This window comes from Sporosarcina sp. AD_1 (assembly GCF_057373025.1).
On the sequence record NZ_JBPVIR010000001.1, the window covers coordinates 485,272 to 511,361 of the forward strand.

26 protein-coding genes and 1 pseudogene are annotated in these 26,090 nt (G+C 44.6%); 6 read left to right on the forward strand and 21 right to left on the reverse strand.

Annotated features, from left to right (window positions below; translation table 11 throughout):
• Window positions 1-643 precede the first annotated feature (643 nt).
• Window positions 644-2,044: a tyrosine phenol-lyase gene (locus tag ACSW3C_RS02390; RefSeq protein WP_486560679.1), complete on the forward strand. Its 1,401-nt coding sequence runs from the start codon at window positions 644-646 to the stop codon at window positions 2,042-2,044.
• A gap of 78 nt (window positions 2,045-2,122) precedes the next feature.
• Here the strand turns inward: ACSW3C_RS02390 and rlmN are convergent, their stop codons facing one another.
• The 10 genes from rlmN to ACSW3C_RS02440 form a co-directional block, all read right to left on the reverse strand.
• Window positions 2,123-3,190 carry a dual-specificity RNA methyltransferase RlmN gene (gene rlmN / locus ACSW3C_RS02395; RefSeq protein ID WP_238080238.1) on the reverse strand — a complete coding sequence of 356 codons (1,068 nt, stop codon included), beginning with the start codon at window positions 3,188-3,190 and terminating at the stop codon, window positions 2,123-2,125.
• 95 nt (window positions 3,191-3,285) lie between these two features.
• Window positions 3,286-3,474 carry a hypothetical protein gene (locus tag ACSW3C_RS02400; protein ID WP_486560680.1) on the reverse strand — a complete coding sequence of 63 codons (189 nt, stop codon included), beginning with the start codon at window positions 3,472-3,474 and terminating at the stop codon, window positions 3,286-3,288.
• A 42-nt stretch (window positions 3,475-3,516) separates the two neighbouring features.
• The gene (hisC, locus tag ACSW3C_RS02405; protein ID WP_486560681.1) at window positions 3,517-4,596 is read right to left on the reverse strand and encodes a histidinol-phosphate transaminase; all 1,080 of its coding nucleotides are present in this window, start codon (window positions 4,594-4,596) and stop codon (window positions 3,517-3,519) included.
• Complete coding sequence (gene hisIE / locus ACSW3C_RS02410) at window positions 4,589-5,227, reverse strand: bifunctional phosphoribosyl-AMP cyclohydrolase/phosphoribosyl-ATP diphosphatase HisIE (protein WP_486560683.1); 639 nt, start codon at window positions 5,225-5,227, stop codon at window positions 4,589-4,591. The genes hisC and hisIE overlap by 8 nt, the downstream gene beginning before the upstream one ends.
• Entirely contained in the window at window positions 5,217-5,990 is a 774-nt protein-coding gene (hisF, locus tag ACSW3C_RS02415) for an imidazole glycerol phosphate synthase subunit HisF (RefSeq protein WP_486560684.1), read from the reverse strand. The genes hisIE and hisF overlap by 11 nt, the downstream gene beginning before the upstream one ends.
• The gene (gene hisA / locus ACSW3C_RS02420) at window positions 5,987-6,703 is read right to left on the reverse strand and encodes a 1-(5-phosphoribosyl)-5-[(5-phosphoribosylamino)methylideneamino]imidazole-4-carboxamide isomerase (protein WP_486560686.1); all 717 of its coding nucleotides are present in this window, start codon (window positions 6,701-6,703) and stop codon (window positions 5,987-5,989) included. Before hisA ends, hisF begins: the two co-directional genes overlap by 4 nt.
• 12 nt (window positions 6,704-6,715) lie before the next feature.
• On the reverse strand, window positions 6,716-7,300 hold the full coding sequence (gene hisB / locus ACSW3C_RS02425; protein ID WP_486560687.1) for an imidazoleglycerol-phosphate dehydratase HisB: 585 nt from the start codon (window positions 7,298-7,300) through the stop codon (window positions 6,716-6,718).
• Window positions 7,278-8,576, reverse strand: a complete 1,299-nt coding sequence (gene hisD, locus ACSW3C_RS02430) for a histidinol dehydrogenase (protein WP_486560688.1) — start codon at window positions 8,574-8,576, stop codon at window positions 7,278-7,280. Before hisD ends, hisB begins: the two co-directional genes overlap by 23 nt.
• Entirely contained in the window at window positions 8,573-9,208 is a 636-nt protein-coding gene (hisG, locus tag ACSW3C_RS02435; protein ID WP_486560690.1) for an ATP phosphoribosyltransferase, read from the reverse strand. The genes hisD and hisG overlap by 4 nt, the downstream gene beginning before the upstream one ends.
• A gap of 4 nt (window positions 9,209-9,212) precedes the next feature.
• Window positions 9,213-10,415, reverse strand: a complete 1,203-nt coding sequence (locus tag ACSW3C_RS02440) for an ATP phosphoribosyltransferase regulatory subunit (protein ID WP_486560691.1) — start codon at window positions 10,413-10,415, stop codon at window positions 9,213-9,215.
• 100 nt (window positions 10,416-10,515) lie between these two features.
• Here ACSW3C_RS02440 and ACSW3C_RS02445 point away from each other — a divergent pair, with 100 nt between their 5' ends.
• Complete coding sequence (locus ACSW3C_RS02445; RefSeq protein ID WP_486560692.1) at window positions 10,516-11,310, forward strand: histidinol-phosphatase HisJ family protein; 795 nt, start codon at window positions 10,516-10,518, stop codon at window positions 11,308-11,310.
• Between the two features lie 62 nt (window positions 11,311-11,372).
• Here ACSW3C_RS02445 and ACSW3C_RS02450 read toward each other — a convergent pair whose 3' ends face one another.
• From ACSW3C_RS02450 to ACSW3C_RS02475, 6 genes are all read right to left on the reverse strand, one after another.
• A complete protein-coding gene (locus tag ACSW3C_RS02450; protein ID WP_486560694.1) occupies window positions 11,373-11,963 on the reverse strand; it encodes a YdcF family protein in 591 nt (196 codons plus the stop codon).
• A gap of 38 nt (window positions 11,964-12,001) precedes the next feature.
• Window positions 12,002-12,676, reverse strand: a complete 675-nt coding sequence (locus tag ACSW3C_RS02455; RefSeq protein ID WP_486560696.1) for an ABC transporter ATP-binding protein — start codon at window positions 12,674-12,676, stop codon at window positions 12,002-12,004.
• Window positions 12,669-13,781, reverse strand: a complete 1,113-nt coding sequence (locus ACSW3C_RS02460; RefSeq protein WP_486560697.1) for an ABC transporter permease — start codon at window positions 13,779-13,781, stop codon at window positions 12,669-12,671. The genes ACSW3C_RS02455 and ACSW3C_RS02460 overlap by 8 nt, the downstream gene beginning before the upstream one ends.
• Window positions 13,778-15,004: an ABC transporter permease gene (locus tag ACSW3C_RS02465; protein WP_486560699.1), complete on the reverse strand. Its 1,227-nt coding sequence runs from the start codon at window positions 15,002-15,004 to the stop codon at window positions 13,778-13,780. Before ACSW3C_RS02465 ends, ACSW3C_RS02460 begins: the two co-directional genes overlap by 4 nt.
• A 34-nt stretch (window positions 15,005-15,038) precedes the next feature.
• Window positions 15,039-16,631: a hypothetical protein gene (locus tag ACSW3C_RS02470; protein ID WP_486560701.1), complete on the reverse strand. Its 1,593-nt coding sequence runs from the start codon at window positions 16,629-16,631 to the stop codon at window positions 15,039-15,041.
• 346 nt (window positions 16,632-16,977) lie between these two features.
• Window positions 16,978-18,189 (reverse strand): argininosuccinate synthase, encoded by a 1,212-nt coding sequence (locus tag ACSW3C_RS02475; protein ID WP_486560878.1) that lies wholly within the window; start codon window positions 18,187-18,189, stop codon window positions 16,978-16,980.
• A gap of 227 nt (window positions 18,190-18,416) precedes the next feature.
• Between ACSW3C_RS02475 and ACSW3C_RS02480 the strand changes: the two genes are divergently transcribed.
• Window positions 18,417-18,731 carry a hypothetical protein gene (locus ACSW3C_RS02480; protein ID WP_486560702.1) on the forward strand — a complete coding sequence of 105 codons (315 nt, stop codon included), beginning with the start codon at window positions 18,417-18,419 and terminating at the stop codon, window positions 18,729-18,731.
• A 464-nt stretch (window positions 18,732-19,195) separates the two neighbouring features.
• Here the strand turns inward: ACSW3C_RS02480 and gdhA are convergent, their stop codons facing one another.
• Entirely contained in the window at window positions 19,196-20,575 is a 1,380-nt protein-coding gene (gdhA, locus tag ACSW3C_RS02485) for an NADP-specific glutamate dehydrogenase (protein ID WP_486560704.1), read from the reverse strand.
• A gap of 299 nt (window positions 20,576-20,874) precedes the next feature.
• Between gdhA and ACSW3C_RS02490 the strand changes: the two genes are divergently transcribed.
• A complete protein-coding gene (locus ACSW3C_RS02490; RefSeq protein ID WP_238082834.1) occupies window positions 20,875-21,015 on the forward strand; it encodes a hypothetical protein in 141 nt (46 codons plus the stop codon).
• Between the two features lie 54 nt (window positions 21,016-21,069).
• On the opposite strand, the gene ACSW3C_RS02495 is transcribed toward ACSW3C_RS02490, so the two are convergent.
• Window positions 21,070-22,353: a LysM peptidoglycan-binding domain-containing protein gene (locus ACSW3C_RS02495; RefSeq protein ID WP_486560879.1), complete on the reverse strand. Its 1,284-nt coding sequence runs from the start codon at window positions 22,351-22,353 to the stop codon at window positions 21,070-21,072.
• Window positions 22,354-22,520: 167 nt separating this feature from the next.
• Between ACSW3C_RS02495 and ACSW3C_RS02500 the strand changes: the two genes are divergently transcribed.
• Window positions 22,521-23,162 (forward strand): spore coat protein, encoded by a 642-nt coding sequence (locus ACSW3C_RS02500; protein ID WP_486560705.1) that lies wholly within the window; start codon window positions 22,521-22,523, stop codon window positions 23,160-23,162.
• An 81-nt stretch (window positions 23,163-23,243) separates the two neighbouring features.
• Here the strand turns inward: ACSW3C_RS02500 and ACSW3C_RS02505 are convergent.
• The 3 genes and pseudogenes from ACSW3C_RS02505 to ACSW3C_RS02515 form a co-directional block, all read right to left on the reverse strand.
• Window positions 23,244-23,381: pseudogene (locus tag ACSW3C_RS02505) on the reverse strand (transposase); the annotation flags it as partial.
• 131 nt (window positions 23,382-23,512) lie between these two features.
• On the reverse strand, window positions 23,513-23,929 hold the full coding sequence (locus ACSW3C_RS02510; RefSeq protein ID WP_486560706.1) for a hypothetical protein: 417 nt from the start codon (window positions 23,927-23,929) through the stop codon (window positions 23,513-23,515).
• Window positions 23,930-24,393: 464 nt separating this feature from the next.
• Window positions 24,394-25,305 (reverse strand): RluA family pseudouridine synthase, encoded by a 912-nt coding sequence (locus ACSW3C_RS02515; protein ID WP_486560707.1) that lies wholly within the window; start codon window positions 25,303-25,305, stop codon window positions 24,394-24,396.
• Between the two features lie 108 nt (window positions 25,306-25,413).
• Between ACSW3C_RS02515 and ACSW3C_RS02520 the strand changes: the two genes are divergently transcribed.
• Window positions 25,414-26,076, forward strand: a complete 663-nt coding sequence (locus tag ACSW3C_RS02520; protein ID WP_486560708.1) for an HAD family hydrolase — start codon at window positions 25,414-25,416, stop codon at window positions 26,074-26,076.
• Window positions 26,077-26,090 lie beyond the last annotated feature (14 nt).

Consider the following 26,090-nt stretch of genomic DNA (forward strand, 5'->3'; position numbering starts at 1 on the left):
AGTTGCCACTAAAAAGAGATGAACCATAATGGTCATCTCTTTTTTCTTTAAGGTATAGAACTACTGAAAGGACAACTCAACTCTAGTTACTTATTCTCCCATATCAATAATCTTTTTTTAAACTGCAAGGTCTATGTCATGTTTCAAGAGCTTCTCAACATTACCGATTTCTCTTAGTTTTGACATCCGTCCCTCTCAATATACGTGTTTTTATGCTACTTGCAACATTTCATTGTCCAGATTACCTTCAAACAGATAAACCGCTTCGCTTGTTAAATAAACATTTATATGCCGCGATAATTCAAGCGTTTTAACAAGGTCATCTGCTTCATCTGCACTTTTCCAAAGCCAAGTATACTTTGAAAGGCTCAACTGTATGGCGATTTATAATGCCTTTACATCTATGACGTAGAGTCCGATAGATTCATTGGGAATAACCGTACAAATAGCCTGGTTTTCCAATACGAAGCTAATATGCATCATTTAATATATTCAGTATACAGATTTGATTAAACCTACAAGACCTACTTATTGGACCGATGAATTTTTTTTTTTAATTAATCGGGATATTTACGCTCTCCCTGAAATATAGTAGAAGCACAGTTGCAAAAATGGATCCATATTTACAAAGGGGCTGGATGGATTGACTAGAAGAACGGCTGAACCTTACAAAATCAAAAGCGTCGAAACGCTTGCGATGCTGACGTATGACGAACGGAAAAAGGCACTGGAACGAGCCGGATACAATACATTTCTGATCGATTCGGCAGATGTGTACATCGACTTGCTCACTGACAGTGGGACAACCGCGATGAGTGATGCACAATGGGGAGCGCTCATGACGGGCGATGAGGCGTATGCCGGAAGCAAAAGCTGGAAACGGCTGGAGGAAGCGGTGCGTGATGTCTATGGCTATCAGTATGTATTGCCTACCCACCAGGGCCGTGGTGCGGAAAATATTCTCTCACAATTGAAGATTAAGCCAGGCGATTACGTTCCAGGGAATATGTACTTTACGACGACGAGAGCCCACCAAGAATTGAATGGTGCGACCTTCGTTGACATTATTATTGACGAGGCACATGATCCGCTATTCGAGCATCCATTTAAAGGGAATGTAGATCTCCAAAAACTAGGGAACCTAATCGAAGAGGTCGGGGCTGACCGCATTCCATATGTATGCGTAGCTGTCACAGTCAACCTGGCGGGCGGACAGCCTGTCAGCATGCAAAACTTGAAGGATGTCTACATGCTTTGCAAGTTTCATGGCATCGATGTGATGTTCGATGCGACACGTTGCGTGGAAAATGCGTATTTTATTAAGGAAAGAGAAGAAGGACATGGGCACCGGCCTATCGCAGATATATTGAAAGAAATGCTCTCCTACTCGGATGGCTGCACCATGAGTGGGAAAAAGGATTGTCTCGTCAATATGGGCGGCTTTCTGGCAATGAACGACGAGGAGTTGTACACGCGTTCTCGGGAATTGGTTGTAGTCTATGAAGGGATGCCGTCCTATGGAGGGATGTCTGGCCGGGACATGGAAGCGATGGCTGTCGGCATTAGGGAAGCTGTCGATGACCACTATATCGAACATCGAATCGGACAAGTGCGGCACCTCGGGGAACAGTTGATTGCGTCAGGCATACCGGTCGTCCAGCCAATTGGCGGCCATGCCGTGTTTTTGGATGCACGCTCATTCCTGTCTCACCTCCCACAAGAAGCCTTTCCTGCCCAGGCACTCGCAGCCGCCCTCTATTTAGATTCCGGCGTTCGCAGCATGGAACGGGGCATTGTGTCTGCAGGACGGAATCAGCAAGGAGAACATAATACACCAAAGCTGGAACTGGTGCGATTGACGATTCCGCGTCGCGTTTATACGAATAATCATATGGATGTTGTGGCTGACTCCATTATTGAACTATATAATAAACGTGATTCGATTTGCGGACTTCGTATGGATTATGAACCGCCAACCTTGCGTTTTTTCACTGCCCGTTTTTCTCCGCTGGCTGAAAGCGGCGATCTGATGAGCGAAAACTAAATTTCTTGAAATAAAATAGACTGCCATCCAGCCGAATCAGTTCGGCGGATGGCAGTCTTTTATTTGGGTGGAGTGCTCTTACGCATTCACTTTATTTTTCTTAATTTGTTTACTGCGAAGCTGACCGCATGCCGCGTCAATATCCGTTCCATGCTCCAGACGGACGCCGCAGTTGATTCCGCGCTTTTTCAGCGTTTCATAAAACGTCTTGATGGATGCCGGTTCACTGCGCTGGTACTGACTATGTTCGTCAACCGGGTTATAAGGAATCAAGTTGACATACGACAAATGCCGCTTATTGTAAAGCAGCTTCGCCAGTTGTTCCGCTTCCGCAGCATGATCATTGACATCGTTGAGCAAGATGTATTCAAACGTAATCCGGCGATTGGTCGTTTCCAAGTAGTAATCGATCGCTTCCATCAATTTCTCAATTGGATAGGCCTTGTTAATCTTCATAATCTGCGTGCGCAGTTCATTGTTCGGTGCGTGAAGCGACACAGCGAGATTAATTTGGATATTCTCTTCCGCAAATTCGCGGATCTTCGGCGTCAATCCACTTGTCGATACGGTAATATGACGCGCTCCAATCGATAACCCTTTTTGGTCGTTTACGACACGAAGGAAATTCATCAAATTGGTATAGTTGTCGAACGGCTCACCAATTCCCATGACGACGATATGGCTGACCCGTTCCTCTTCCCCAAGCTCATCCAAATGCTGTTGGACCTTCATGATCTGACCGACAATTTCTCCTGCATCCAAATCGCGATTTTTCCGCAGCAAGCCGCTGGCGCAGAAACTGCAGCCGATGTTACAGCCGACTTGTGTCGTTACACAGACCGATTGGCCGTAAGGAAACTTCATCAATACCGTTTCAATCAAATTGCCGTCCTGCATTTTGAATAAAAACTTGATCGTGCCGTCTGCCGAAACTTGTTTGACTTCCTGTTCCAATGTTTGGATTTGGAAGTTATCCTCCAACAATTGCAGGCATTCTTTATTTATATTCTTCATGTCCTCAAAGCGGACTACTCGTTTTTTATAGAGCCAATCCCAAACCTGTGCGGCACGGAATTTCTTTTGTCCCTGTTCCACTAACCAATCTGTCAGCTGCTCCAAAGTCAAACCGTAAATTGATTTTTTCATTGCAATTCCTCGCTTCTCGTTTTGCATTCAGTCAGTATACCACAAATCTGACAGGAAGTTAACTCACAGCAGTTGAAAACATCCTCATTTTACGGTTATTTTGCGTCTTTTCTTTGAACTTTATCCTGTTTGATTTTCATGAATAAAACGAGCACATTCATGAGCGTCAATACAGTAAGCATTACGCCGATCCACGTATGCCCTTTCATAAAGCGATCGATTGTGAAATAGGTTAGAAAAATGATTAGTGCAACATCAATATATTTGGGTGTCATCATTGTCATCCCGTCCCCTTCTTTTATCTCTTAGGGACTAGTATAACAGCTTTACGGATGGACAGGCGAAGCGGATGCCAAAATGGAAGACAATTCATTCAAAAATACATCCATCTGTTCATCAGTCCCGATCGTGACGCGAATAAAATCGGAAATTCTTTCGGCATTGAAATGCCGCACAAGGATTTTACGAGTTTTTAATTGTTCGTATATTTCATTTCCTTCCCATTTATCATGCTTAATAAAAACGAAATTCGCGGCAGAGGGGAGCACTGTAAAATTCATTTTCCGGAGCTGCTCAATCACACGCTCCCGCGTCCCGAGAATTGCCGCTGTCGTATTGAGGAAATAGTCGACGTCTTCAATCGCCGTCTTCGCTCCTGCCAACGCCAATCGGTCTACGGGATAGGAGTTGAACGAATCTTTAATGCGAATCAATCCCTCAATCAACTTCTCATTCCCTATTGCATATCCGACCCGCAGACCTGCAAGAGATCTTGATTTTGACATCGTTTGAACGACGAGCAAGTTATCATAGGTTTGGACAAGCCGGGCAGCAGATTTCGGAGCAAAATCAATATACGCCTCGTCGATGATGACGACTCGCCCTTCATTCTCTTGCACAATCCGTTCGATCTCATCCAGTTCCTTATATAAACCCGTCGGTGCATTCGGATTTGGCAGTATCACGCCTCCCGCTGATTGAAAGAACTGTTCCACCGGCAGTGTAAAATCATCATGTAAAGGAATTTGATTATATGGGATATCAAAGAGTTTGGCATATACCGGATAGAAACTATACGTGACATCCGGAAAGAGAATCGGTTTGCCCGGTTCAAAAAAGGCCATAAATGAGAAAGCGAGCACTTCATCCGAGCCATTGCCGACAAAAATATTTTTCTTTGAAAGGCCAAACGACCCCGCAATTGTATCCCGCAATTCATCCGCACTTGGGCTAGGATAGCGTTGCAAATTCCGTTTCATTTCCTCTTGGATCGCTTGAAAAACGGCTGGACTTGGCGGATACGGATTTTCATTCGTATTTAGCTTAATCAGACCTTCCAGTTCCAGTTGTTCACCCGGTATGTAAGGATCGGTGCGTCGTACCATTGGACTCCATAGTTCAGTCATTTGCAGGCACTTCCTTCTTCAAACGCCGTTCGCGCAATACGCCGACTACATCGTCCGTCGATACATCCGCTAGTTCCATTAGGACCAGTGCATGGTAGACCAAGTCGGCAAGCTCATTTTTCAATTCAGTTGTATCTTCATTTTTAGCGGCAATGACGACTTCCGTCGCTTCCTCTCCAATCTTTTTACATACTTTATCGATCCCTTCCCGGAATAGATAGGAAGTATAAGAACCTTCCACTGGGTTGTTGCGTCTGCCTTGAATCTCCTCTGACAGCTCGAGCATAATATTGCGGGCCCTGGATTCCCCACAAATAAGGGTGAAAAAACAAGTTTCTTCACCAGTATGGCAAGCAGGACCCAGTGCATCGACTTGGATGAGGACGGTATCTTTATCGCAGTCGACGGAAAGGCTCTTCACCAGCTGCTTATTGCCCGAAGTAGCTCCTTTATTCCATAGTTCTTGCCTCGATCGGCTGTAAAACCATGTTTCCCCCGTCTCCACTGTTCGCCTGATCGATTCTTCGTTCATATAAGCGAGCATTAGCACGTCGCCTGTCCTGTGATCCTGCACAATCGCAGGAATCAACCCATCTTCGTTGAATCGCAATCCTTCCAACTTATTCAGCATAGCAATCTTCCTTTACGTCAACGCCACGATCCAGCAGATATTGTTTTACTTCCTTGATGCCAATTTCGTCATAGTGGAATACCGATGCAGCGAGGGCCGATTCTGCTTGGCCAGTTGTCAAGACTTCCAAGAAATCCTCTTTCGTCCCTGCTCCGCCACTCGCCACAACGGGAATGCTGACGGCTTCGTCCAGTGCGTTGTATAATTCAATATCGTAGCCAGCTTTTACGCCATCCTCATCAATACTGTTCACGACGAGCTCGCCTGCTCCCCAGCGCTCGCCTGTCTTTGCCCATTCGATAGCATCGATGCCAGTCTCTTCTTTTCCGGCTTTGGCAAAAACCGTCCACTTGCCTTCCCCAGCCCGTTTCACATCCATCGATAACATAATCCGTTCGGAGCCAAAGCGCTTCACCGCTTCCGGTATTAAATCCCGATCCGATAATGCCGCACTGTTAATTGAAACCTTGTCGCCGCCCGCTGCCAGCACATTCTCGATGTCCTTCAACGATTTGATTCCACCACCGACAATGAATGGAATCGGCACGACAGCCGCAATTTCCTGAATTAGATCCAAGAACATTTCCCGTCCGTCGACAGATGCGGAAATATCATAAAAAACGAGTTCATCCGCTCCGTCCACCACATATTTTTTCGCACGTTCTAAAGGGTCCGCCACCTCTTGCACATCGAGAAACTTTCGCCCCTTCACGACTTTTCTATTATCAATGTCCATACAAGGAATGATTTTTTTCGGCTTCATCTGCTAATCGCCTCCTGTAATGAGTTGATGGATACCTTGCCTTCGTATAACGCTTTTCCGACGATGGCACCGTATAATCCCATGTCTGCTAATTTCCAAACATCTTCTTCTGTTGAAACTCCGCCAGATGCGATAATATCCAAATCAGCCATTTGATTTACTTGTTTTAGTTCCTCAAAATTCGGTCCTTGCAGCATGCCATCTTTTAAAATATCTGTGTAAACAACAGTGGACACACCAGCCTGCTGAAGCTCCTCAAGTAAATCCACCGCCTTCACAGCACTCGTTTCCGTCCATCCGTCCGTAGCAACGAATCCATTGCGGGCGTCAATTGAAACCGCAATCCTTTCCTTATAAAAAGCAGCAGCCTCCCGCAAAAATGTCCGGTTCTCTATGGCGGCGGTTCCGATAATGACTCGGTTAACGCCCCCATTCAAATAGGATTCCACTACTTCGAGCGATCTGATGCCGCCTCCTACCTGTACAGGGACACGCACAGCAGCAGCAATATCTTGAATCACTTGCTGATTGATGGTTTCACCTGACCTGGCCCCATCCAAATCAACAATATGAATAAATTCAGCACCTTGCTTTTCAAATTCCTTCGCCATCTCAACAGGCGAAGGATGATAAATCACTTCGTCCTCATAATTCCCTTGCAGCAAACGCACACAGTTGCCCCCGCGAATATCGATTGCAGGAAATAAAATCATGGAAATCCCCCCTCATAATGCGCCTTTTGTAGAAGGCACCCCGCTAATATTCGGATTAACAGCACTCGCAAGGCGAAGCGCCCTGCCAAAACCTTTGAAAATCGATTCGATAATATGGTGGCTGTTTTTCCCATAATTCAATTGGACATGCAATGTAATGCCGGCATGCCGGGTAAACGCGAGGAAAAACTCCTCCACTAGTTCGGTATCAAAATCGCCTACTTTATCTTTCAATCCTTCCACATGGTAGACGAGGAAGGAACGTCCGCTAATATCGATCGAGACTGTCGACAATGCTTCATCCATCGGTGTCGACACTGTGGCATACCGTTCAATGCCTTCTTTTGTGCCAATGCACTTCGCATAGGCTTGCCCAAGCACAATGCCGACATCTTCCGCCGAATGGTGCTGGTCGACTTCCAAATCCCCATCGCATTCCACCTTTAAATCAAAACGGCCATGCTTTGTGAACAGTATGAGCATATGATCGAGGAAACCAATACCCGTTCGAATTTCAGTTTGCCCTATGCCATCCAAGTTAAGTTCCAGCTCTATAGCCGTCTCTGTTGTTCGTCTAGCCAATCGTTCCATTCGCATATGTTGATTTCCCCCTTACTCGTATCGATTGGGCGTGGCCTGTCAATCCTTCGACTTCTGCCAATCGAATGATGTCCTCCGCCACAACGTCCAGCGCTTTTTCTGTAAATCGAATAAGACTCGATTTTTTCATGAAATCATAGACCCCGAGCGGTGATGAAAATGCCGCTGTACCGTTTGTCGGCAACGTATGGTTCGGTCCTGCCATATAATCGCCGAGCGCTTCCGGCGAATACGGACCGATGAAAATCGCGCCAGCATTCCGGATATTAGGAAGCTGCTCCATCGGGTTTTCCACCAATAGCTGCAAATGTTCCGGAGCTATCTGGTTGACGATCTCCCATGCGGCCGCCAGCGTTTCCACGACAATAATCCGCCCCTGGCCCTGGACAGACTTTTTGGCGATTTCCCCTCTCTCCATCTGTCCGAGTTGTTCCGTCACTTGCACGGATAACCGTTCTGCAAAAGAACAGCTTGTCGTTACACAAACAACTGCCGCCTGTTCATCATGCTCCGCCTGCGCGAGCAAATCGGAAGCTGCAAAAACAGGATTGGCAGCATCATCCGCAACGATGCATAATTCGCTTGGCCCTGCTATCATGTCGATCGCGACATCGCCGAATACCCATTTCTTCGCACGGGCGACATAGCTGTTTCCCGGTCCAGTAATTTTGGCTACCTTCTTTACTGTTTCCGTCCCATAAGCGAATGCGGCGATTGCTTGGGCTCCTCCCACTTTATATACTTGATCGACTCCGGCTATCTCGGCTGCCGCTAGAACAGCCGGTTCCACTTTGCCATCCGGCCGGGGTGGTGTCGCCATTGCCAGATGCTGGACCCCCGCCAGCTTTGCAGGAATCGCATTCATTAATACTGTGGATGGATAAGCGGCTTTTCCGCCCGGTATATAGATTCCGACCCGTTCAATCGGTGTCACCATCTGGCCAAGCAGCACCCCGTCCTCCTGCTGGATGAACCAAGAACGTTCTTTTTGCTCGGCATGAAATGCCTCGATCCGCTGTTTTGCCTTTTCTAAACTCGTGTACACTTCTTGCGGGATAAGAGCCCTCGCCTCCTCAAATTCCTGAGGAGTCACGATTAACTCTTGTACCTCAGCCCCATCGAACTTCTTCGTCATCTCACGGAGCGCCTCATCCCCTCTACGCCTGACATCTTGGATGATGCCGAGTACCGCACTATCGATTGAGCTGTCCAAGTTCAATGCCTGCCGCTGTTCGCGTTCCTTCCAAAACTGTTGCTCCTCCATGATTCTCATGATTGTAATTTGACCTCCGCATTCATAGAATCGATAAATCGCCGTATACTAGCCGTTTTAATGGCATAACTCGCTTTATTCACAATCAACCGGGCACTGATGTCCGCGATCTCCTCCAAGATGACCAGCCCATTCTCTTTGAGCGTCGTGCCGGTTTCCACGATATCGACAATGACATCTGCCAGGCCGATCAAGGGCGCCAATTCTATCGATCCATTCAGCTTGATGATGTCAGTCCGGAAATCCTTTTGATCAAAATAGGCTTTCGCCACATTCGGGTACTTTGTAGCCACTGTCAAAGTGGAGCTATTGCGCAACACTGTCTGCGGAAATCCCGCGACGGCAATTTTACATTTTCCTATTCCTAAATCCGCCAATTCATAGACATTCGGAGTGTCCTCCATAATAATGTCTTTGCCGACGATTCCAATATCGGCAGCCCCTTTCTCCACATATGTCGGCACGTCTACCGCTTTCACTTGCAGTAGCTTAATCGTCTCCGTATCATCGGTAAACACTAGTTTTCTACTGTCTTCTGGATGAACGGAAAACCGAATGTCCATGCGAGACAGGATCTCTAGTGCGCGGTTAGTCGTTCTACCTTTCGCCATGGCGATTGTCAATGTTTCCATTCGTTCAAGCCTCCTTTTCAAAGAACATTCCGACATCAGTAGCTGTGAGGAATTGATGGCTCCCCTCTTTTGTGTGAACCGTTTTTTCTTCTCTTTTCAATAGGACCGTGTAGGCTTTCGAAGCATTGAAAGCTTCATTTTGTAGCGGGCTCATCTCGACCTGATATTGTTCTTCCCTCAATTGTTCAGCTAGAAGGATAGCCTCTTCGAGTTCGGTATCGTTGTAATAAATGCCGACACTTTGATTTGCCGGAATCGCTGTCATCCTGCCTTCAAGCGCATCGACAATTGGCTCTAGTTCAATGGCGAAACCGATAGCAGGAAGATCAGCATCAAATGCTTCCCCAAGCTTGTCATAACGCCCGCCCATCACGACCGGCCTCCCAAGTCCTTCTACATAGCCTTGAAAAATGAGGCCAGAATAATAATCCATATTATTCAACAAGCTGAAATCGATAATGATTTCCTCCTTGCAGCCGTAAATCGCCAGCAGGCGGCAAACCTCTTGGATATACTCCACAATCCCGTCCATTGAGGAGTCCAATCGGATGCCAGCCATTTGGGCAGCGACAACGTCGGGTTTTCCGTATACTTGCGTGATCGTTTCGACTGCTGCAGCCAACTGTCCGTTAATCTCCGCATCACGAAGCAACCCCTGCAGCTCTGCCACATTTTTTGACACGATCAACTGCCTCAGCTGGATGTTCTGGCGCGTATCCATCCCCATTTGCTGAATCAAGCTGTCCAGCAAGGCGGGATATCCTATTTCGATTTTGATTTCTCCAAGTTCAAGATCTTTCAATGTTCGGACAGCTAATGCAATGGTCTCCGCATCTGCCTCCGGTGAACTGCAGCCAAAATATTCGACACCCGCTTGTGTATGCTCAAGTGAACCTAAATCGAGACTCGACTGGCGAAACACTTCTTGTATGTAATAATAACGCCGCTCGCTTGTCAGTCGTCCGTACACATGAGACAATTCCTTAGTAATCGGTATCGTCACATCCGGTCGAAGCACTAGCACATCGCCAGCCGGATCAATGACTTTTATCATTTCACGCCGTGGAATCGAACTATCAATTTTTGAATAAAGATCGTACGCTTCAAACGCGGGCGTCCTGACTTTATCATAGCCATATGCTTCAAACCGTCTGGACACCTTTCGTACGACCTGTTCGTAAACTTCCGCACGCTCAAGTGAATTCATGCCGTTTCACATCCTCTTTATTACTTTACTACATTAAAGTTATAACGTACTATAAAACTATATGAAACATTTGTCAACTGATAGGAGGAAATTTTTAAAAATGTTTGATTACCATATGCACAGTTCATTTTCAGGAGATTGCAATATTGATATGGAGGACATGGTCAAAGGAGCGATTCGGCAAGGCTTGACTGAAATTTGTTTTACCGATCATGTCGACTATGATTATCCGGATGATTCAATCGTCTTTGATTTCGATAAAAAATTGTATGCCGAACGAATTCAGCAGCTGCAAGATAAATATGAAGGCCAAATTCGCATTAAAAAGGGTGTGGAAATAGGTGTACAGCCCCACATATTGCAGAAGTGCGTGGAGATGGTGAAAGAAGAAGGTTTCGATTTCGTTATTTGTTCAATGCATACAGTCAGCCGAAAAGGATTGCATTATGGTGAGTTATTCGAAGGCCGGACAGTGGATGAAGCGTCCGCGATTTATTATGAAGAGTTGCTGCATTGTGTGAAGCATTTCGATTCCTATTCCCTCTTAGGTCATATCGATCTGATCAAACGATATGCGAAAGAAAAGGCTTCTTCTGATTTCCATGATGTGTTGCGTCAAATTTTCGAAGTGATTATTCCTGCGGGAAAGGGAATTGAACTGAATACGTCAGGCGTCCGCTATGGGCTTGACTGCGGTTTGCCTAGCGAGGATGTTTTGAAATTGTATAAGCAATGCGGGGGCGAAATCATTACATTAGGTTCGGATGCCCATAAACCGGAAGATATTGCATTCCAATTCAAAGAGTCCGCTGACTTGCTGCGATCGATCGGATTCCGCTATATGACAACGTTCGAACAGATGAAACCGCAGTTCCACCCGATTGATCAATCGTAAACAAGACGGCCGCCAACAGGAAGCGGGAGAGGCATTGTGCTCGCCTCTCCCGCTAAACTGTTTCATTTACCCATAATCATCGTTTTGATTAATGCCAGACGTTCTCTAATGTTTTGCTTCAGTTGTACAGAAACTGGTGTTTTTGCAATGACAACATCGGTTTGGAGACCGAGGTCCTTGGCAAGCTTTTTCGCTCTGGCTAAGTGGAAATCGCTTGAAATGATCGTCAAATCATCCACCGTCTCAGGGAGAAGCCGTTTCGTAAACAGCAAATTCTCGTATGTCGAAGTGGATTGATCTTCTATGATTAGACGCTGTTCATTTACCCCATTTTGTATAAGATGACGGCGCATCGCTTCTGCTTCACTGATTCCTTCATCAGGGCCTTGTCCTCCCGAAAGGACCAGGAATACATCTGGATAAGCTTCCGCATATTCCAAAGCTTTCTCCAAGCGGTATTTCAACGTCAAGGAAGGTGTTTCGCCGTTCACTTTCGCGCCAAGAATGACAGCATATTGCTTTGAACCGTCAGCGACAGGCTTCATGCCGTCCTGAATCCATTTGCCTGTCATTACCCAAATTGCAATCCCGCATAATAGAATAAGCCCCACGGCAACCGCCAACTTTTTTCGTTTGTTCAACTCTTCATTCACTCCGTTTCCCCTACGATATGTTCGGATGAATTTGAAGGTCAATACAGCCTTTCCACCTGGATGCCCCTCGCTTGCAATAATTCAAAATAAAACGGATCTTCTCCAATGGATACTACCCGATCACACAGCGTCAAGATTTCATCCATGTCATGTGAGGTATACAAAATCGTTTTCCCGTTCTCTTTCGCCAGCTGTTTCAAATAGGAACCGATTTCCGTCTTTGACTTCAAATCGATTCCGACCGTCGGCTCATCTAACAACAGCAATACCGGGTCATGGAGAAGACTAATCGCCAAGTTCAACTTGCGCTTCATTCCCCCGGAGAGAGCATGGACCGGCTCCTTCCATTGGGTCAATTGAAGGTCGAGGCAAAGCTGCCGGCATTCTTCTGGCGAACGCCTCTTCCAGGAGAGTCGTTCAAAGAATCGCATATTCTCTTCTACTGTATACTCATCCCAAACTGAAATCTCTTGCGGGACGTAGCCGATCCTTTTTCGTATATTCTTCATGTCATCCTCATATCGGTTGCCATATAAACGAAGTTCTCCGGAAGAAGGTTCCATTGCTGTGGCAATTATTTTAAGAAGAGTGGATTTGCCCGCCCCGTTTTCTCCTACAAGGCCGACGATTTCCCCTTCCTTTAGTTGAAACGATACATCTTGCAAGACTTGCTTTCGTTTGTATCTTTTTTGCACGTTATTCAATTCAAGCAATCCGCTTCCCTCCTCTCCATATCCAGCCACCGAGTACTATGGCTAATGGAAACAACCATACGACCGGCATTGAATTGGTCATAAGTGAACGTACCGGGCTGATCATCTCAACCCACGGCCATTTGCCGGCAAGCCGTTCCATCGGGATAATGCCCCCTCCTGCAATCGTCAACATGATACTGACCGCCATTCCCGTTACATAGTACAAAATTTGCTTTTCAAACAAGATGGCCAGCAAAAAGGCAAAGAGGTTTAATGTCGTTCTGAAAACCAGCAAGGAAAAGACAAACCTTATGGTCACATTCGTCTCAAGCAATTGGGCAAAGACAAGCAGCGCCAGACTATCTGCGCAAAGTGTCAGCAAGGTGTAGACCGCGAGCAACCGGACTGAATAAGTTTGGAAACTAGTTGCGGAATATAACCATCTCACTTTGATGGACGGTCTGTTTTCTTTAATCATCCAATCAAACAGGAAAAAGGCACTGATGATGGCAAACAGGGCCCATATGCCCCAGACATTTATGAACGGGACTGCTTGCTGTTTTGCCACGCTCCCCTTTTTAAAGGTGAAGCTCGTAAGCAATAAACTCTCAGTTCGTTGTCTTTCGATGCTCGCATCAATAATTTTATTATAATCCCATGCATGCTCCATTTCGAATTCATGAAAGATCTGCTGGATCACATAGGCTGCCTTCGCTCTCGATATATCTTGCTGTGCCAGCGACAAAACCGTCTCGGACACACTTGGATAAGCAAAGGACCGATTTGAGGAGTATGCCTCGATCAGCCGGTTCCTTTGGTTCGAATGGATGCGTTCGCCGTAGCCCTCTTTAATGACAAATACACTGTCCAACTCATGCTGTTTCAATCGAAAGAGTGCTTCATCCAAATCCATATTCTGTACAGATAACAATTCCATCTTTTCAATGTTTGCCGCCAATTCTGTTGCTAAAACGGAATCATCCTCGACGATTAAGGCAATAGGAACCTTTGCATTCTGCTGAAACTCCCCGAGTCCTTTGACAATTACAACGGTTAAAATGATCGGCAGAAGTAGCCAAATCATGACGCTTTTCCATTCTTTACGTAAACGAAGTAAAGTCATGCTACCCGCCGCCTTTCTTTCCATGTAAGCGATAGAAACAAAATGAGCAGGAATGCAAATGCCTGGAAAGCTGCGACTGTATAGTTGGCATAATTTCGGCCTTCGAGCACAAGCTCCATCACCCATTTCAAATCACTGTAAGAAAATATATAGGGGAATAGGGGCTGAAGTGATTGTGGGAAATAAAGGACCGGCACAAGGGCACCGCTTAAAAATACGGAAGCGGCGGCAAGAGTGCATTGCAAAAACAGAGTCGTTTTCCCGGATCTGAACCAGACGCCAATTACAGCAAAACAACTGGCTAATGTGAGTCCATACAAACTGATGAATAAGAATACACGCACATAATCTATTATGTAAAAATCGACTTTTGCAAATTGGATCAGGGCGATAAATAGCACAATCGCAAACGCCATTGAACAAAGAATCGAAACAAACAGTCTGGAAAAAATACGTTGTCTTCCCGTCACGCCTAAAAGTCTCAGCCTGACTGTCATGGACGGCCGCTCTTCACTTTGCAAAACGTTGAAAACCCCCAATATCCATACATTCAAAGCGATGAACCATCCGGACACCAAATAATAATTCTTTGGCGATGATGTGGCAGCATTCATGACGACTTCTTCGTCAACAATCTTATCTTTACCTAATGTGAAAAGCGTAAAATCCACGAACTGGCTGAACATCATTTCCAAACGTTCTTCACGTGACATCGGCGTCTCTTTCGCAAATTCATTGATGGTCAAGATGTTCGCTTGGGCAGACGCGATATAACGAGCCAAGCTATCAATCAGTTCTTTAGTCAAGTAACTGTCGACGGGGCGGGAAGGATTTCCAACGATCGGCAAGGTAACCGACTCTCCATCGTATAAGTGTTCAGTAAACTCGGGAGGCAATGAAAAGTACGTACTGATTTTGTCTTCCTTCATAAGCTGCTCGGCTTCTTCCATGGAGGCACTTGTGATCTGCAAAAACGAATCGCCGCTTGCCGTCTCCACAAGTAATTTACTGATTAGCTTGGATTCCTTCGTTTGATCCTCATCGACTATCGCAACGCGGATCGGATCCTTTTCATCCGGGATCAGGATGCCTGCAACCAAAAGAAGCACAAGCGCTATGAGGAATAAAGGAAATAGAAAAAGAAGAAGAAGGGTTCCCCACTTCTTCTTCAGCTGTTTTGCATCTTCTTTCATAAAAAAGATGGTATTCCGAATCGCATGCAATTCATTCACTTCCATTCATACGGATTGGAATTAATTAAAGACCGTCAAACTCGTTTTGCAAGTCTTCCATCAAATCTTCTAGCCATCTCATAAAATCTTCTTGCAAATCTTCTTCGATGAACGTATCAAGCTCATCCATTGTCATATCACCAAGATTAACAACATTTTTCTTCGGATCTGGCATATCTACTTTCTTCACAATCTTTCCTTCTTGTTTCACATGTAGATTGATGGAATTGCTTCCAAGCGATTCTTCTTCAAAGGAGAATTCATGGTTAGCTTTCATCGAATCTTTTTCGTGAGTTGCGTCACCACTCCAAATAACTGTTGGGGTAGAATAGCCGTCATTAATACTGAACGTTCTTGAAAAAGTACGTTTCTTCCCTTTCAGCTCTTCATTTCCTTCATAAAGAACTTCCCCATCGTCAAAGCTTAGTGAAATTTCGTCTTTGGCTTTTCCATCTTTCCAGGTCAAATCTCCCTTGAATACGAGAACTCCCTCATCCTCATATTCATCGATGCCAGTTATTTCATAATTCCACTTCTGCCCTTCTTGCTTCAAGAGCTGTTCGCCTTTTACTTTGATCGTGACAACTTCATCTTTAGATGGTCCGACAGTCATTAGGAAATCTCGTTTTACAATGCTTCGCTTCTGATGCCACACCGTGGATTTCAGTCCGTCAGGCATCACAAATTTGTCCATTGATTTTAGCCCATCATCCAAGCTATCTTCAAATTCGCGGATCATTTCAGCCACTTCAGCTCTGGGCACCTCTTCGCCAAGAGAAGAAAGGGTCAATTGCTCCTTCAATAAGGCTTTTAATTTTTCGTCATTGCGTGCTTTTTCAAACAGCTTCGTCAACAAATCTTTCACTTGTGCTTCAGACAAATTCATTGCAACTTTTTCCACTTTCATCTTGTCGCCGAAGACACTAACTTCTTCTTTTTCACTTGTAAATGCTTCCTCCGGCAGTTCTTTGTAGAGGAATTGTAAATATTCTTTTTCAATATAAGACCGGAATTCTTCTGTAAATCCATAGCGCTCCTCAAATAATTGAGATAAGCCCAGCTTTTCATCACCAGTGAAGGAGTCATCTGTTTCCTTCATCATCTTACCGTAATCCTTGTCGTCAAAGCGAAGTACCTTCTCTGTGAAAGGAAGCGCGAGCAAAATTCGTTCCGGCGTCAAATACATTTGGCCGATCTCTACATCCACACTGCCCAGTGAGCCACTCATGTTCATTTCCCACTCTTTTTTCACAGGGTCTTTCACTTGCCCAAGCTGTAAAGTCGTGCTGTTTACGATGGACTGAATTTCTTGCATGTCATAACCGGCAGATGGGTCATTCCACTCTGCTGAAACGTCCCAAGTCGTTTCGACCGGCTTCTTTTTTTGTACTTCCAGCCAATCTACTTCATTTTTATACCGGTCTTGAATCAATTCACTCATTTGGCTCAATGTTTGCGTTTCAGCCAATAAATATTTCGCCTTTGGTGATTTATTCAACAGAAAGAAAGCCGAAACACTCCCTGCCGCTGCAACAAATAATACAGTCAATAAAATAATGAGCAGCTTCGGTGATTTTCTCTTTCCTCCTGTGTTCTGTTCTTGTTGTTGTTCCACCATTAGTTCTCTCCTATCTATCATTGGTTAATTTTCACACATCATTGAAATTCTACTATAAAGCTGTGACGAATGTTCCCTTTTTAAAAGAATTGAATATTTCCAACTAGTTACTAGTTAGTAGTCACTAGGGAATCGTAATCATAGAGCATTTTTATATTCATCATCTTCCTTGGCTGAAAAGAAATGATGCCAGAACAAGTAAATCGGCAGAATAGTGAACCCCACCGTAATGGGCATCGCTTTTCTGCCGACTAATAATATAGAGGGAATATTTATTTTTTCATCACTCACGGAACCATATTTTGAATCAACTTTTATTTATATTGACCAAAAGTCCTATTCCCGTTCAGCTTTTTACCTTTTGTTTTTTATTGACGGTACTATGCACTTCTGTCGGCAAGCCCCAAAGTTGAATGAAACCTACTGCCGCAGACTGATCGAATTGATCATCCGAAGTATAAGTCGCAAGCTTTTCATCGTAAAGAGAATTAGCAGATTTACGGCCTTCCACAATGGCATGGCCCTTGAACAATTTCACGCGCACCGTGCCGTTCACATATTGCTGCGTTTCTTTGATGAAGGCTTCCAGCGCCTCACGAAGTGGAGAGAACCAAAGTCCATTATAGATAAGTTCACTTAGCTTTTGTGAGACGATTGGTTTAAAGTGGGCGACATCTTTCACTAATGTGATGTCTTCCAGTTCCTTATGAGCCTTGAGCAAGGTAACAGCCCCTGGGCACTCATACACTTCACGGGATTTGATTCCTACTAAACGGTTTTCCACATGGTCGATCCGTCCGACTCCATGTTTCCCGGCTATTTCATTCAATTGTAAGATAAGCTCACTAAGTGGATAATTTTTCCCATTCAAGCTCACCGGCACGCCTTTTGCAAATTCAATTTCCAAGTAATCCGGCTCATCCGGCGCGTTTTCAATTGATGTCGTTAAACCAAATGCATCTTCTGGCGGCGCAGCCCAAGGATCCTCCAAAATACCGCATTCATTGCTGCGTCCCCATAAGTTTTGATCGATGGAATATGGACTGTCGAGATTGATAGGAATCGGGATATTCTTCTCCTTAGCATACTCGATTTCCTCTTCACGGGACCAGCTCCATTCCCGAACTGGCGCAATGACTTCCAATGAAGGATCCAAAGCCTTGATCGCCACTTCAAAGCGAACTTGGTCATTTCCTTTTCCGGTGCATCCATGGGCGACCGCTGTCGCATTTTCCTTGTGTGCCACCTCTACAAGCTTTTTCGAGATGAGAGGACGCGACAAAGCAGAAACGAGTGGATACTTATCTTCGTAGTACGTCCGTGCCTGCAACGCGAGCAATGCGTATTCATTCGCAAACTCTTCCTTTGCATCAATCACATAGCTGTTGACCGCGCCAACCTGCAACGCTTTCTGCTGGATGAAATTCAAGTCCTTCCCTTCCCCAACATCCAAGCAACAAGCTACCACTTCATATCCTTGATCAGTCAGCCATTGAACCGCCACTGAAGTATCCAAACCACCCGAATACGCAAGCACCACTTTTTTCTTTGTCATAATGACGTCCTCCTTTATTCATCGATGTATTTTTATTCAACTTAATGTATTTTTATAATAACATACTTTATTCGAATTGCAAGTATTGCATTTTGTAAGAAATGAAAGTGAGTTTTATTAAGGGTTAGTGGAGTTTCGAATGATGTGCTGGAAAGCGGACGTACAAGCAGATAGGAGCAATTTCTGAAATGAGCAGTGCTGGCAATGGGCCTGTTCGACTGGGGATTTGAGTGGCTTGGGGAACAGATACGAGCGGTTCGACAGCTTATACGAGTGGTAGCAGAACAGATACGAGCGGTAGCAGAACAGATACGAGCGGTTATGGTACTTATACGAGAGGTTCGACAGCAGATACGAGCGGTTATGGTACTTATACGAGAGGTTCGACAGCAGATACGAGCGGTTCTGGCAGAATAAGTGAAATGGGCATACTCGGCCGGAGAATTGAATGCATTGGGGAACAGATACGAGCGGTTCGACAGCTCATACGAGTGGTAGCAGAACAGATACGAGCGGTACCAGACGGATACGAGTGGTTATGGTAATTTTACGAGAGGTTCGCCAGCAGATACGAGCGGTTCGAGAAATATACGAGCGGTCCCAGACGGATACGAGCGGTTAAGGTGCTTATTCGAGAGGTTCGCCAGCAGATACGAGCGGTACACGGTACTATACGAGCGGTTCGGTTATTGCTAGTACTAGGCAATAACTTTTGTGCACTCTCCCGGATATGCGAGAACTCGGCAACGACTTTCAAAACACATATACGGGCACTCCTTAATAACATTTGAGAACTCTTCCGAATATACGAGCACTCCGCAACAACTTTCGAGTACTCTCTCGCATAAACGAGCACTTCGCAGCCACTTTGGATTACTCTTTCGCATGTTCGAGCACTAGACTACAATTCCTGAGCACTCTCCAAAAAAACATCGCCAACAAAAAAAGAAGGAGAAACGAAAACTCGTTTTCTCCTCCTGTTCACTTTATAAACCGTTGGTCGGCCATATTACCTGATGCCATGGGCAACCATGGCGTTGGCTACTTTCAAGAAGCCGGCAATATTGGCGCCCATGGCGAAGTTGCCGGGGTGGCCGTAGTTTTCTGCCGCTTTTTTGCAGCTTTCAAAAATATTGTGCATGACGACTTTCAAACGTTCGTCCACTTCGGCTTCGGTCCAGGAGAGCCTCATGCTGTTTTGGGACATTTCCATTGCGGAAACGGCCACACCGCCCGCATTCGCGGCTTTTGCCGGAGCGAATAAAACACGGTTTTCATGGAATAAATTGATCGCTTCGATGGTGCATGGCATGTTGGCACCTTCCCCGATGGCAATGACACCGTTTCCAATGAGCGTGTGAGCCGAAATTTCATCAATTTCATTTTGGGTGGCGCATGGCAATGCGATGTCACAAGCGACTGACCAGATATCCGAGCAGTCTGGATGGTATGCCGCGTTCGGGTGATCTTTAATATATTCCGCGATCCTTTTGTTTTCCACTTCTTTCAAGCGTTTTACTGTGGCAAGGTCTATTCCTTCCGGATCTACTATATATCCATTGGAGTCACTGCAGGCGATGACTTTGGCGCCGAGCTGCTGCGCCTTTTCCATCGCATAGGTGGAAACGTTCCCTGAGCCGGATACAATGACCGTCTTGCCTTCGATGGACTGGCCATTTTCATTCAGCATCTCTTCGACAAAGTAGACAGTCCCATAGCCGGTCGCTTCTTTTCGTCCTAAGCTTCCGCCATGATTCGGGTCTTTGCCGGTCAGGACGCCTGCTTCGTAGCCGCCCTTCAATCGATTGTACTGGCCGAACATGTAGCCGATCTCTCGTTTTCCGACTCCGATATCGCCTGCGGGCACGTCGATGTCCGGGCCGATATATTTGCTTAATTCTGTCATAAAGCTTTGTGTGAAGCGCATGATTTCCCGGTCTGATTTCCCTTTTGGATCAAAATCAGAGCCGCCTTTCCCGGCACCGATCGGCTGGCCCGTCAGTGCATTTTTAAATATTTGTTCGAAAGCGAGGAATTTCATAATACTGCTGTTGACGGAAGGATGGAAGCGGATGCCGCCCTTATAGGGGCCGAGGTCGCTATTGAATTGGACACGGAAACCGCGGTTCACCTGCACTTTACCTTTATCATCCTCCCATGCTATCCGGAAGGAGATGATGCGTTCCGGCTCGGTAATCCGTTCCAATATGCCATTGGCGATGTATTCCGGATGTTTGGCAAAGACGGGCCGCAGTGAATCAAAAATTTCTCTAGTTGCCTGCAGAAATTCCATTTCATCCGGATTCCTTTTTTTCACTAACTCGTATACTTCATGCACATAATCGTTTGCCCGGTTCCGGTTCTCTGTCAATACTTCTAATTTTGTCATATGCCTCATCCCTTTCTGCATCGGTGCCGAAGAAATGAATTATCCAAACAACAAAATTGATATTTCGAAATTATTTCTCCGTTTTTAGCTATTATTACTGAAAATTTCAATAGACACAACTATTTTTATTCTAAAAAATTTATTTCTAATAACATCTCATACAAAATAAAGAGGTTTTGATTGTTTCAGCAAGGGAATAAAATAATCATTTACAAGGTTCTGAAGATAGAGTATTATAAATCTACTTACTCGGAGAGCCCCTTGTAAGCACACCTATCAAGAGAAAGAGGCGATGCATTATGAAATTCACCAAACTCCTACGGACTGTCATCGGCGCGAATCTGATGATCATCATGACATTTGCATTCCTACCTGCTCTACTGATCAATCCGGACTTTGAACTATTCCAAAACCTATCGAACTTTATATCAAAAGAATAAATTGTAAAGGAACCGTTTATGCAGCGACTGCATGAACGGTTCCAATTTTTCTCTTTATCGTTTGCGCACATTAAACATATCTTGCAATAACAGCCAATTTTGCGGAAAGGATAGGCCTAGCTTCCAATACATAATTCCTCTCAGCTTGAATTCTTTCAACAGATTAAATTTGGCACGAATGCTGCGTGCATCTTCAAACCATACTTCATGGCGAACGCCGTTGTTGTCGGTATACGTAAAATGCGGGGCTTGGGCCGTATAGTCATATTGAATGGACGTATTTGTGTTGATAGCCAAATTGACAGCTTGCTGTGGACTGAGTGCTTTTGCCGGTATCCCGCTTTCAGGCGGATAAGGGGTTGACCAATCATATCCATACAGATTTTGTCCCAAAAAGACTTTTTCCGGTGGAATTTGGCTTACTGCATATTCCACTACTTTACGTACCTCCGGCAAAGGACTGACCGGCTGCGGCTCACTGTATGAATATCCCCATTCGTATGTCATCAATGTGACAAAGTCACAGATCTGCCCATGCGCTTTAAAATCAATGGCACCATACAAACCTGTTTTACTATCACTTGTTTTTGGCGGCAATGCAGTGGAAATTGTTAAACCGGCCGGCTTGAAGCGAGCTTTTGCCTTCCGCAGGAAATCGTTGTAGAGTTCCCGGTCGCCCGGTCTCAAAAATTCGAAATCAAAATGGACATCCCGGTAGCCTACTTTCCTGGCTACTTGTACTATATTTTCAAATAACCGATTTTGCACCGTTTGATTTACAAAAAGCTCGTGTGCCAGTTCAGAGCTGAACTCAAAGTTCTCCAGGTTGCTGACGACCATCGTATTCAAAACCCCCGCTTTACTCGCAATGGAAGGAATCTCATCAATGGGCGGTTCCTTTAGTGAGCCATCCCGTTGCGGCTCATAACTGAACATCGCTAAATAGGTAAGCTGTGGAGATCTTCTTCTAACCTCCTGCTTGAGCGTGTCACTGACAGGAGTTCGCGGTTCCACATAGGCAAGCACATCTATATCTGTTTTCGGCATTGGCGGGATATACAGCCGCAGTCCGACCGGCAAAATACCGTTCACGGACAGTCCATTTATTCTTGCCAGTTCTTCTGCTGTCATACCGTATCTTTTGGCTATTAACCACAATGATTCCCCTGGCTGCACCCAATGATAACTGCCCGTTATCGGTATGACCAATGCTTGCCCCACAACAATTCTGGAGGGATCGGACAGTTCATTCGCAGCTGCTATCTTCTCGTAAGAGACTCCGTAGGCTTGACCAATACCATATAAAGTTTGTCCTTTTTGCACCACGTGGATTTGCACATCCATCATCCGCCTTTCCTCATACGTATGAACATCTTCTTCACTATATTTTTAAGGACAGATGAATATGACATGAACCGCACGATCTTCTCATTTTCCCATGCATAACTCTGTTTGCGGATACCATACTACTCCTGATTGCACATCATAAAGGAGGAGGAATACCTTTGACACAAAATCCATTTGGCCAAACACACCAAAATATGCACACAGGACAGGTGCCCCCAAAGATGAATCACGGCGGACATGAATTATTCGATGTCCACGAAGTGCTCAACGCCGCTGTAGGAGCCATGAATCAGGCAGTATTGCTGCGTCCCCACGTTAAAGATCCGGAACTTCTCGATATTTTGGATCGCCAATTGCGTTTCATGCAGGATGAATACAATATTACGGTGGAATGTTTTAAAACGGGGCAGGATCCATCCCATCCAACCCAGAGCTACAAAATGAAACAAGGCAACGATTACATTTACGGCATGAAGCAGTCCCAGCCGAAAAAGCCGATTCAATCCGCAAATGAAATCACTGATGAAATCATTTCTGGCTTTTTGCTTGCATCCGCAAAAGCATCTGCTTCCCATAAGACAGTGGCTGCACTGGAAACAACAAATCCAGTCGTGCGCCGTGTGCTTGCGGACTCTGTTCCAAACTGCATAGAAATGGCTTATGAGCTTGCCATTTATCAAAACAAACATCATTACTACCAAGTCCCTCAGCTGGCACAGCAGGATATGCAGGCCATTTTAAATGCTTATGCTCCAACCCAAGTTCAAATGGGTAATCATAATAATGCAAATCTTCAATAATTGAAGACAAGTGCCCTCAATTGGGCACCTGTACACAAAAGGATAGGAAATCGTCAAGATTTCCTATCCTTTTATTTTATTGAACCAGCAGTATGCCACTATCGTTTTTATTTCTTCGATGGTTTGTCGCATGGAGCGAATTCCGAGTATATATTGAATGACTGTCATTTTGATCAGCACAGGGTCGATACCGGGACGCCCAACCGTAGAATTTAGATGAAAGAAAGGTCGATCGCCCCTCCGCACCATTTCCGCAACAGGTGATTTTGCGGCCGAGTTTGTCTAAAGTCTGGTCTGTTTGTTCAAAAACATTGCCATAGTAAATCTATCATGCCCAGTGAAAATACATTTCAATTTATATTGATATCAAAAACATAAGTTGCTTTTCCATTGTTGTGCCATTCTACAATAACTTCATAAATATAATATCCTTCTTTTGATGGGAGGATAATTTTATTATCATTAAATTCAACCACGTTACTTATATTATCTTCGTTCCATTCGTTTAGGATTATAGAAGAAGGGTTATTTTCAATCTCGATTTTTAATTTATCGCCTTTTTTAACTTGTAATGTTTTAAACTCATCAGCTAAGTCATTTATATCTGTACTATTAATTTTTTTCGCCTCTATGTTCCTTTCTTTCCATTCAAAATCAGCTATCACCATTGTGAATTCCTTATTATCGACAGTAACTTTCCCTTGAGCTTGATTAAAAGTATTAAACGAAGAAAATCTACTACAACCCGCTAAAATAATTAATAACACAACAATTATTTTTTTGATCTCGGAACACTCCTTTCTTATAGTTAACTAATAAACAGTTAATCTATATTCAATAAAATTCGATGTATGTTACAGTACGCCCAAAAGTCAATATAGATTATATAGCATAAATATTTAGTAAAATATACTTATTAATACACCTGATTAAAGTGCGAAATATAAATATGATGAATCTGGAATGATAATTGCTGGGAGCGGGTGATGAATTCGTGGGAAGTCAAGTATCTATGCTTCTCATGGAGGGGATTATCGCTTTCAGCGCCGCTAGAAGAATAGAACCATAGTCACGAGGAGGCTAGGGCAAGCCCGCCCGGAACGGAAATCTGCGGCATTTTTCTCATTAATAGATTACTAAGTACAAAAGGGTTGGAAATCATTTTGATTTCTAACCCTTTTGTGTACAGTCTGAAACAGGTGCCCTCCATTAGGCACCTGTTCTGCTATTTTTATTTTACTTTCCTGAAAAACACTGCAGGCACTTCTGATTCAAACCTCATCACTTTGCCGGTTTTCGGATGAATTACTTCCAATGCAGAGGCATGAAGACCGAGCCGTTTAATCGGGTTAACTGTTGAACCGTATTTCCGGTCTCCAACAATGGGATGCCCGATCTCCTCCATATGAACACGAATTTGATTTTTACGGCCCGTTTCAAGCAACACCTCCAGCAGAGTGAATTGTTGGGCCGAACGGACTTTACGATAATGAGTGATGGCGAGCTGCCCGCCATTATCGACTGGACTGGAGTAGATTTTGAACGTCTTCGTTTCCTTTAGCCACGATTTGATCGTTCCTTCCTCCTTCTTTACCTTTCCCTCCACAAGGGCTGTGTATTCCCTTCTGCGGACAAGCTCATTCCAATTGTTTTGTAAGTCCTGTTTCATCTTTTCATTTTTCGCGAAAACCAATACACCGGAAGTATCCCGATCCAGACGGTGGACCACAAAGATCCTACTTTTCGGATTCATTTTTCTAACATAGCTGGCAGCTTGGCTAAAAGCTGTCATTTCCTTTTTATCCTTAGCTGATACCGAAAGCAGGCCCGCCTCTTTATCGATGACAAGCAGGTCGTCATCTTCGAAAAGAATTGAAATCCCTTCCAGTTCACTTTCTCCTTTGGCTGCTCTATTTTTCACAATCTCGACAGTTTGTCCCGGTTGCAATGGGTGATCATGTCTTGTAATTACGACACCATCTACACTTGCCTGCCCTCTAGACAATATGGACTTTACTGAGTTTCGGCTGTTTTTCGATAAGACTTCCAATAAAAACGGCAATAGTTCCTGCGTTTGCTTCACTTGAAAAACAGATGTATGGGGACTTGCTGTTTGTGCTTTCCTTGGTCCTTTTTTCTGCATGTGGAACCTCCTTTAGTCCTTTATATTATCCTTGAATTGCTTCTCCAACACAAACACTGTATGATCGGTAGAAAAGAAACTTGGCAGCAATTGCCGAAGGAGCCTCATATGCGAATCGCTATTTTTGACTTTGACGGAACATTTTATGCAAATGAAACATTCCAGCTCTTGATGGATCAGTTAAAAAGCCACCCGACCTACAACCCTTTGTATAAACCATTTTTCCGCACCATTCTTAAGCCGTATATCAGCTATAAATTAAAACTGCTCCCTGAATCCAAAATGAAAGAACGGTCTATGCAAATCTATTTAAATGCACTGAAAGAATTATCTAGAGAAGAGATACACAAGTATTTTCAAGAAATGAAACCAGCTATTCAAAAAGATTTTAATGAGAACGTTGTTGAGCGTTATCGGGAACACCGCAAAAATGGGGATTACACAATGCTTGTATCTGGCGCTTACACACCGTTTCTTCATGAAGTGACCAGTGAATTTCAATTTGATCAGATCATCGGCACTGATGTTCCATTTAATAATGAAATCGTTGATTCGAGCCGGGCGATTTATCATATTCAAGGGGATCGTAAAACGGAGAAGATATTATCTTGCCTTGCTGATAAGGATGTCGATTGGTCGAAAAGCTATGCGTATGGGGACAGCTATTCCGATTTGCCTGTCCTTCAATCCGTCGGAAATCCGGTCGCTGTCCGGCCAGATGCAAAACTGGAAGCTGTGGCTTTAGAGAAGAAGTGGGAAATCATACGATAGATTTCCCACAACCC

What these genes read in the sequence shown, in the direction of transcription:
- ACSW3C_RS02490 (WP_238082834.1), top strand. Translation starts at nt 20,875, where the DNA reads ATGAAATTCACCAAACTCCTACGGACTGTCATCGGCGCGAATCTGATG.
- hisB (WP_486560687.1), bottom strand. Translation starts at nt 7,300, where the DNA reads ATGCGAATGGAACGATTGGCTAGACGAACAACAGAGACGGCTATAGAG.
- hisG (WP_486560690.1), bottom strand. Translation starts at nt 9,208, where the DNA reads ATGGAAACATTGACAATCGCCATGGCGAAAGGTAGAACGACTAACCGC.
- rlmN (WP_238080238.1), bottom strand. Translation starts at nt 3,190, where the DNA reads ATGAAAAAATCAATTTACGGTTTGACTTTGGAGCAGCTGACAGATTGG.
- hisC (WP_486560681.1), bottom strand. Translation starts at nt 4,596, where the DNA reads ATGACTGAACTATGGAGTCCAATGGTACGACGCACCGATCCTTACATA.
- hisF (WP_486560684.1), bottom strand. Translation starts at nt 5,990, where the DNA reads ATGAAGCCGAAAAAAATCATTCCTTGTATGGACATTGATAATAGAAAA.
- ACSW3C_RS02520 (WP_486560708.1), top strand. Translation starts at nt 25,414, where the DNA reads ATGCGAATCGCTATTTTTGACTTTGACGGAACATTTTATGCAAATGAA.
- ACSW3C_RS02440 (WP_486560691.1), bottom strand. Translation starts at nt 10,415, where the DNA reads ATGAATTCACTTGAGCGTGCGGAAGTTTACGAACAGGTCGTACGAAAG.
- hisIE (WP_486560683.1), bottom strand. Translation starts at nt 5,227, where the DNA reads ATGCTGAATAAGTTGGAAGGATTGCGATTCAACGAAGATGGGTTGATT.
- ACSW3C_RS02470 (WP_486560701.1), bottom strand. Translation starts at nt 16,631, where the DNA reads ATGGTGGAACAACAACAAGAACAGAACACAGGAGGAAAGAGAAAATCA.
- gdhA (WP_486560704.1), bottom strand. Translation starts at nt 20,575, where the DNA reads ATGACAAAATTAGAAGTATTGACAGAGAACCGGAACCGGGCAAACGAT.
- hisD (WP_486560688.1), bottom strand. Translation starts at nt 8,576, where the DNA reads ATGAGAATCATGGAGGAGCAACAGTTTTGGAAGGAACGCGAACAGCGG.
- ACSW3C_RS02460 (WP_486560697.1), bottom strand. Translation starts at nt 13,781, where the DNA reads ATGACTTTACTTCGTTTACGTAAAGAATGGAAAAGCGTCATGATTTGG.
- ACSW3C_RS02400 (WP_486560680.1), bottom strand. Translation starts at nt 3,474, where the DNA reads ATGACAATGATGACACCCAAATATATTGATGTTGCACTAATCATTTTT.
- hisA (WP_486560686.1), bottom strand. Translation starts at nt 6,703, where the DNA reads ATGATTTTATTTCCTGCAATCGATATTCGCGGGGGCAACTGTGTGCGT.
- ACSW3C_RS02515 (WP_486560707.1), bottom strand. Translation starts at nt 25,305, where the DNA reads ATGCAGAAAAAAGGACCAAGGAAAGCACAAACAGCAAGTCCCCATACA.
- ACSW3C_RS02445 (WP_486560692.1), top strand. Translation starts at nt 10,516, where the DNA reads ATGTTTGATTACCATATGCACAGTTCATTTTCAGGAGATTGCAATATT.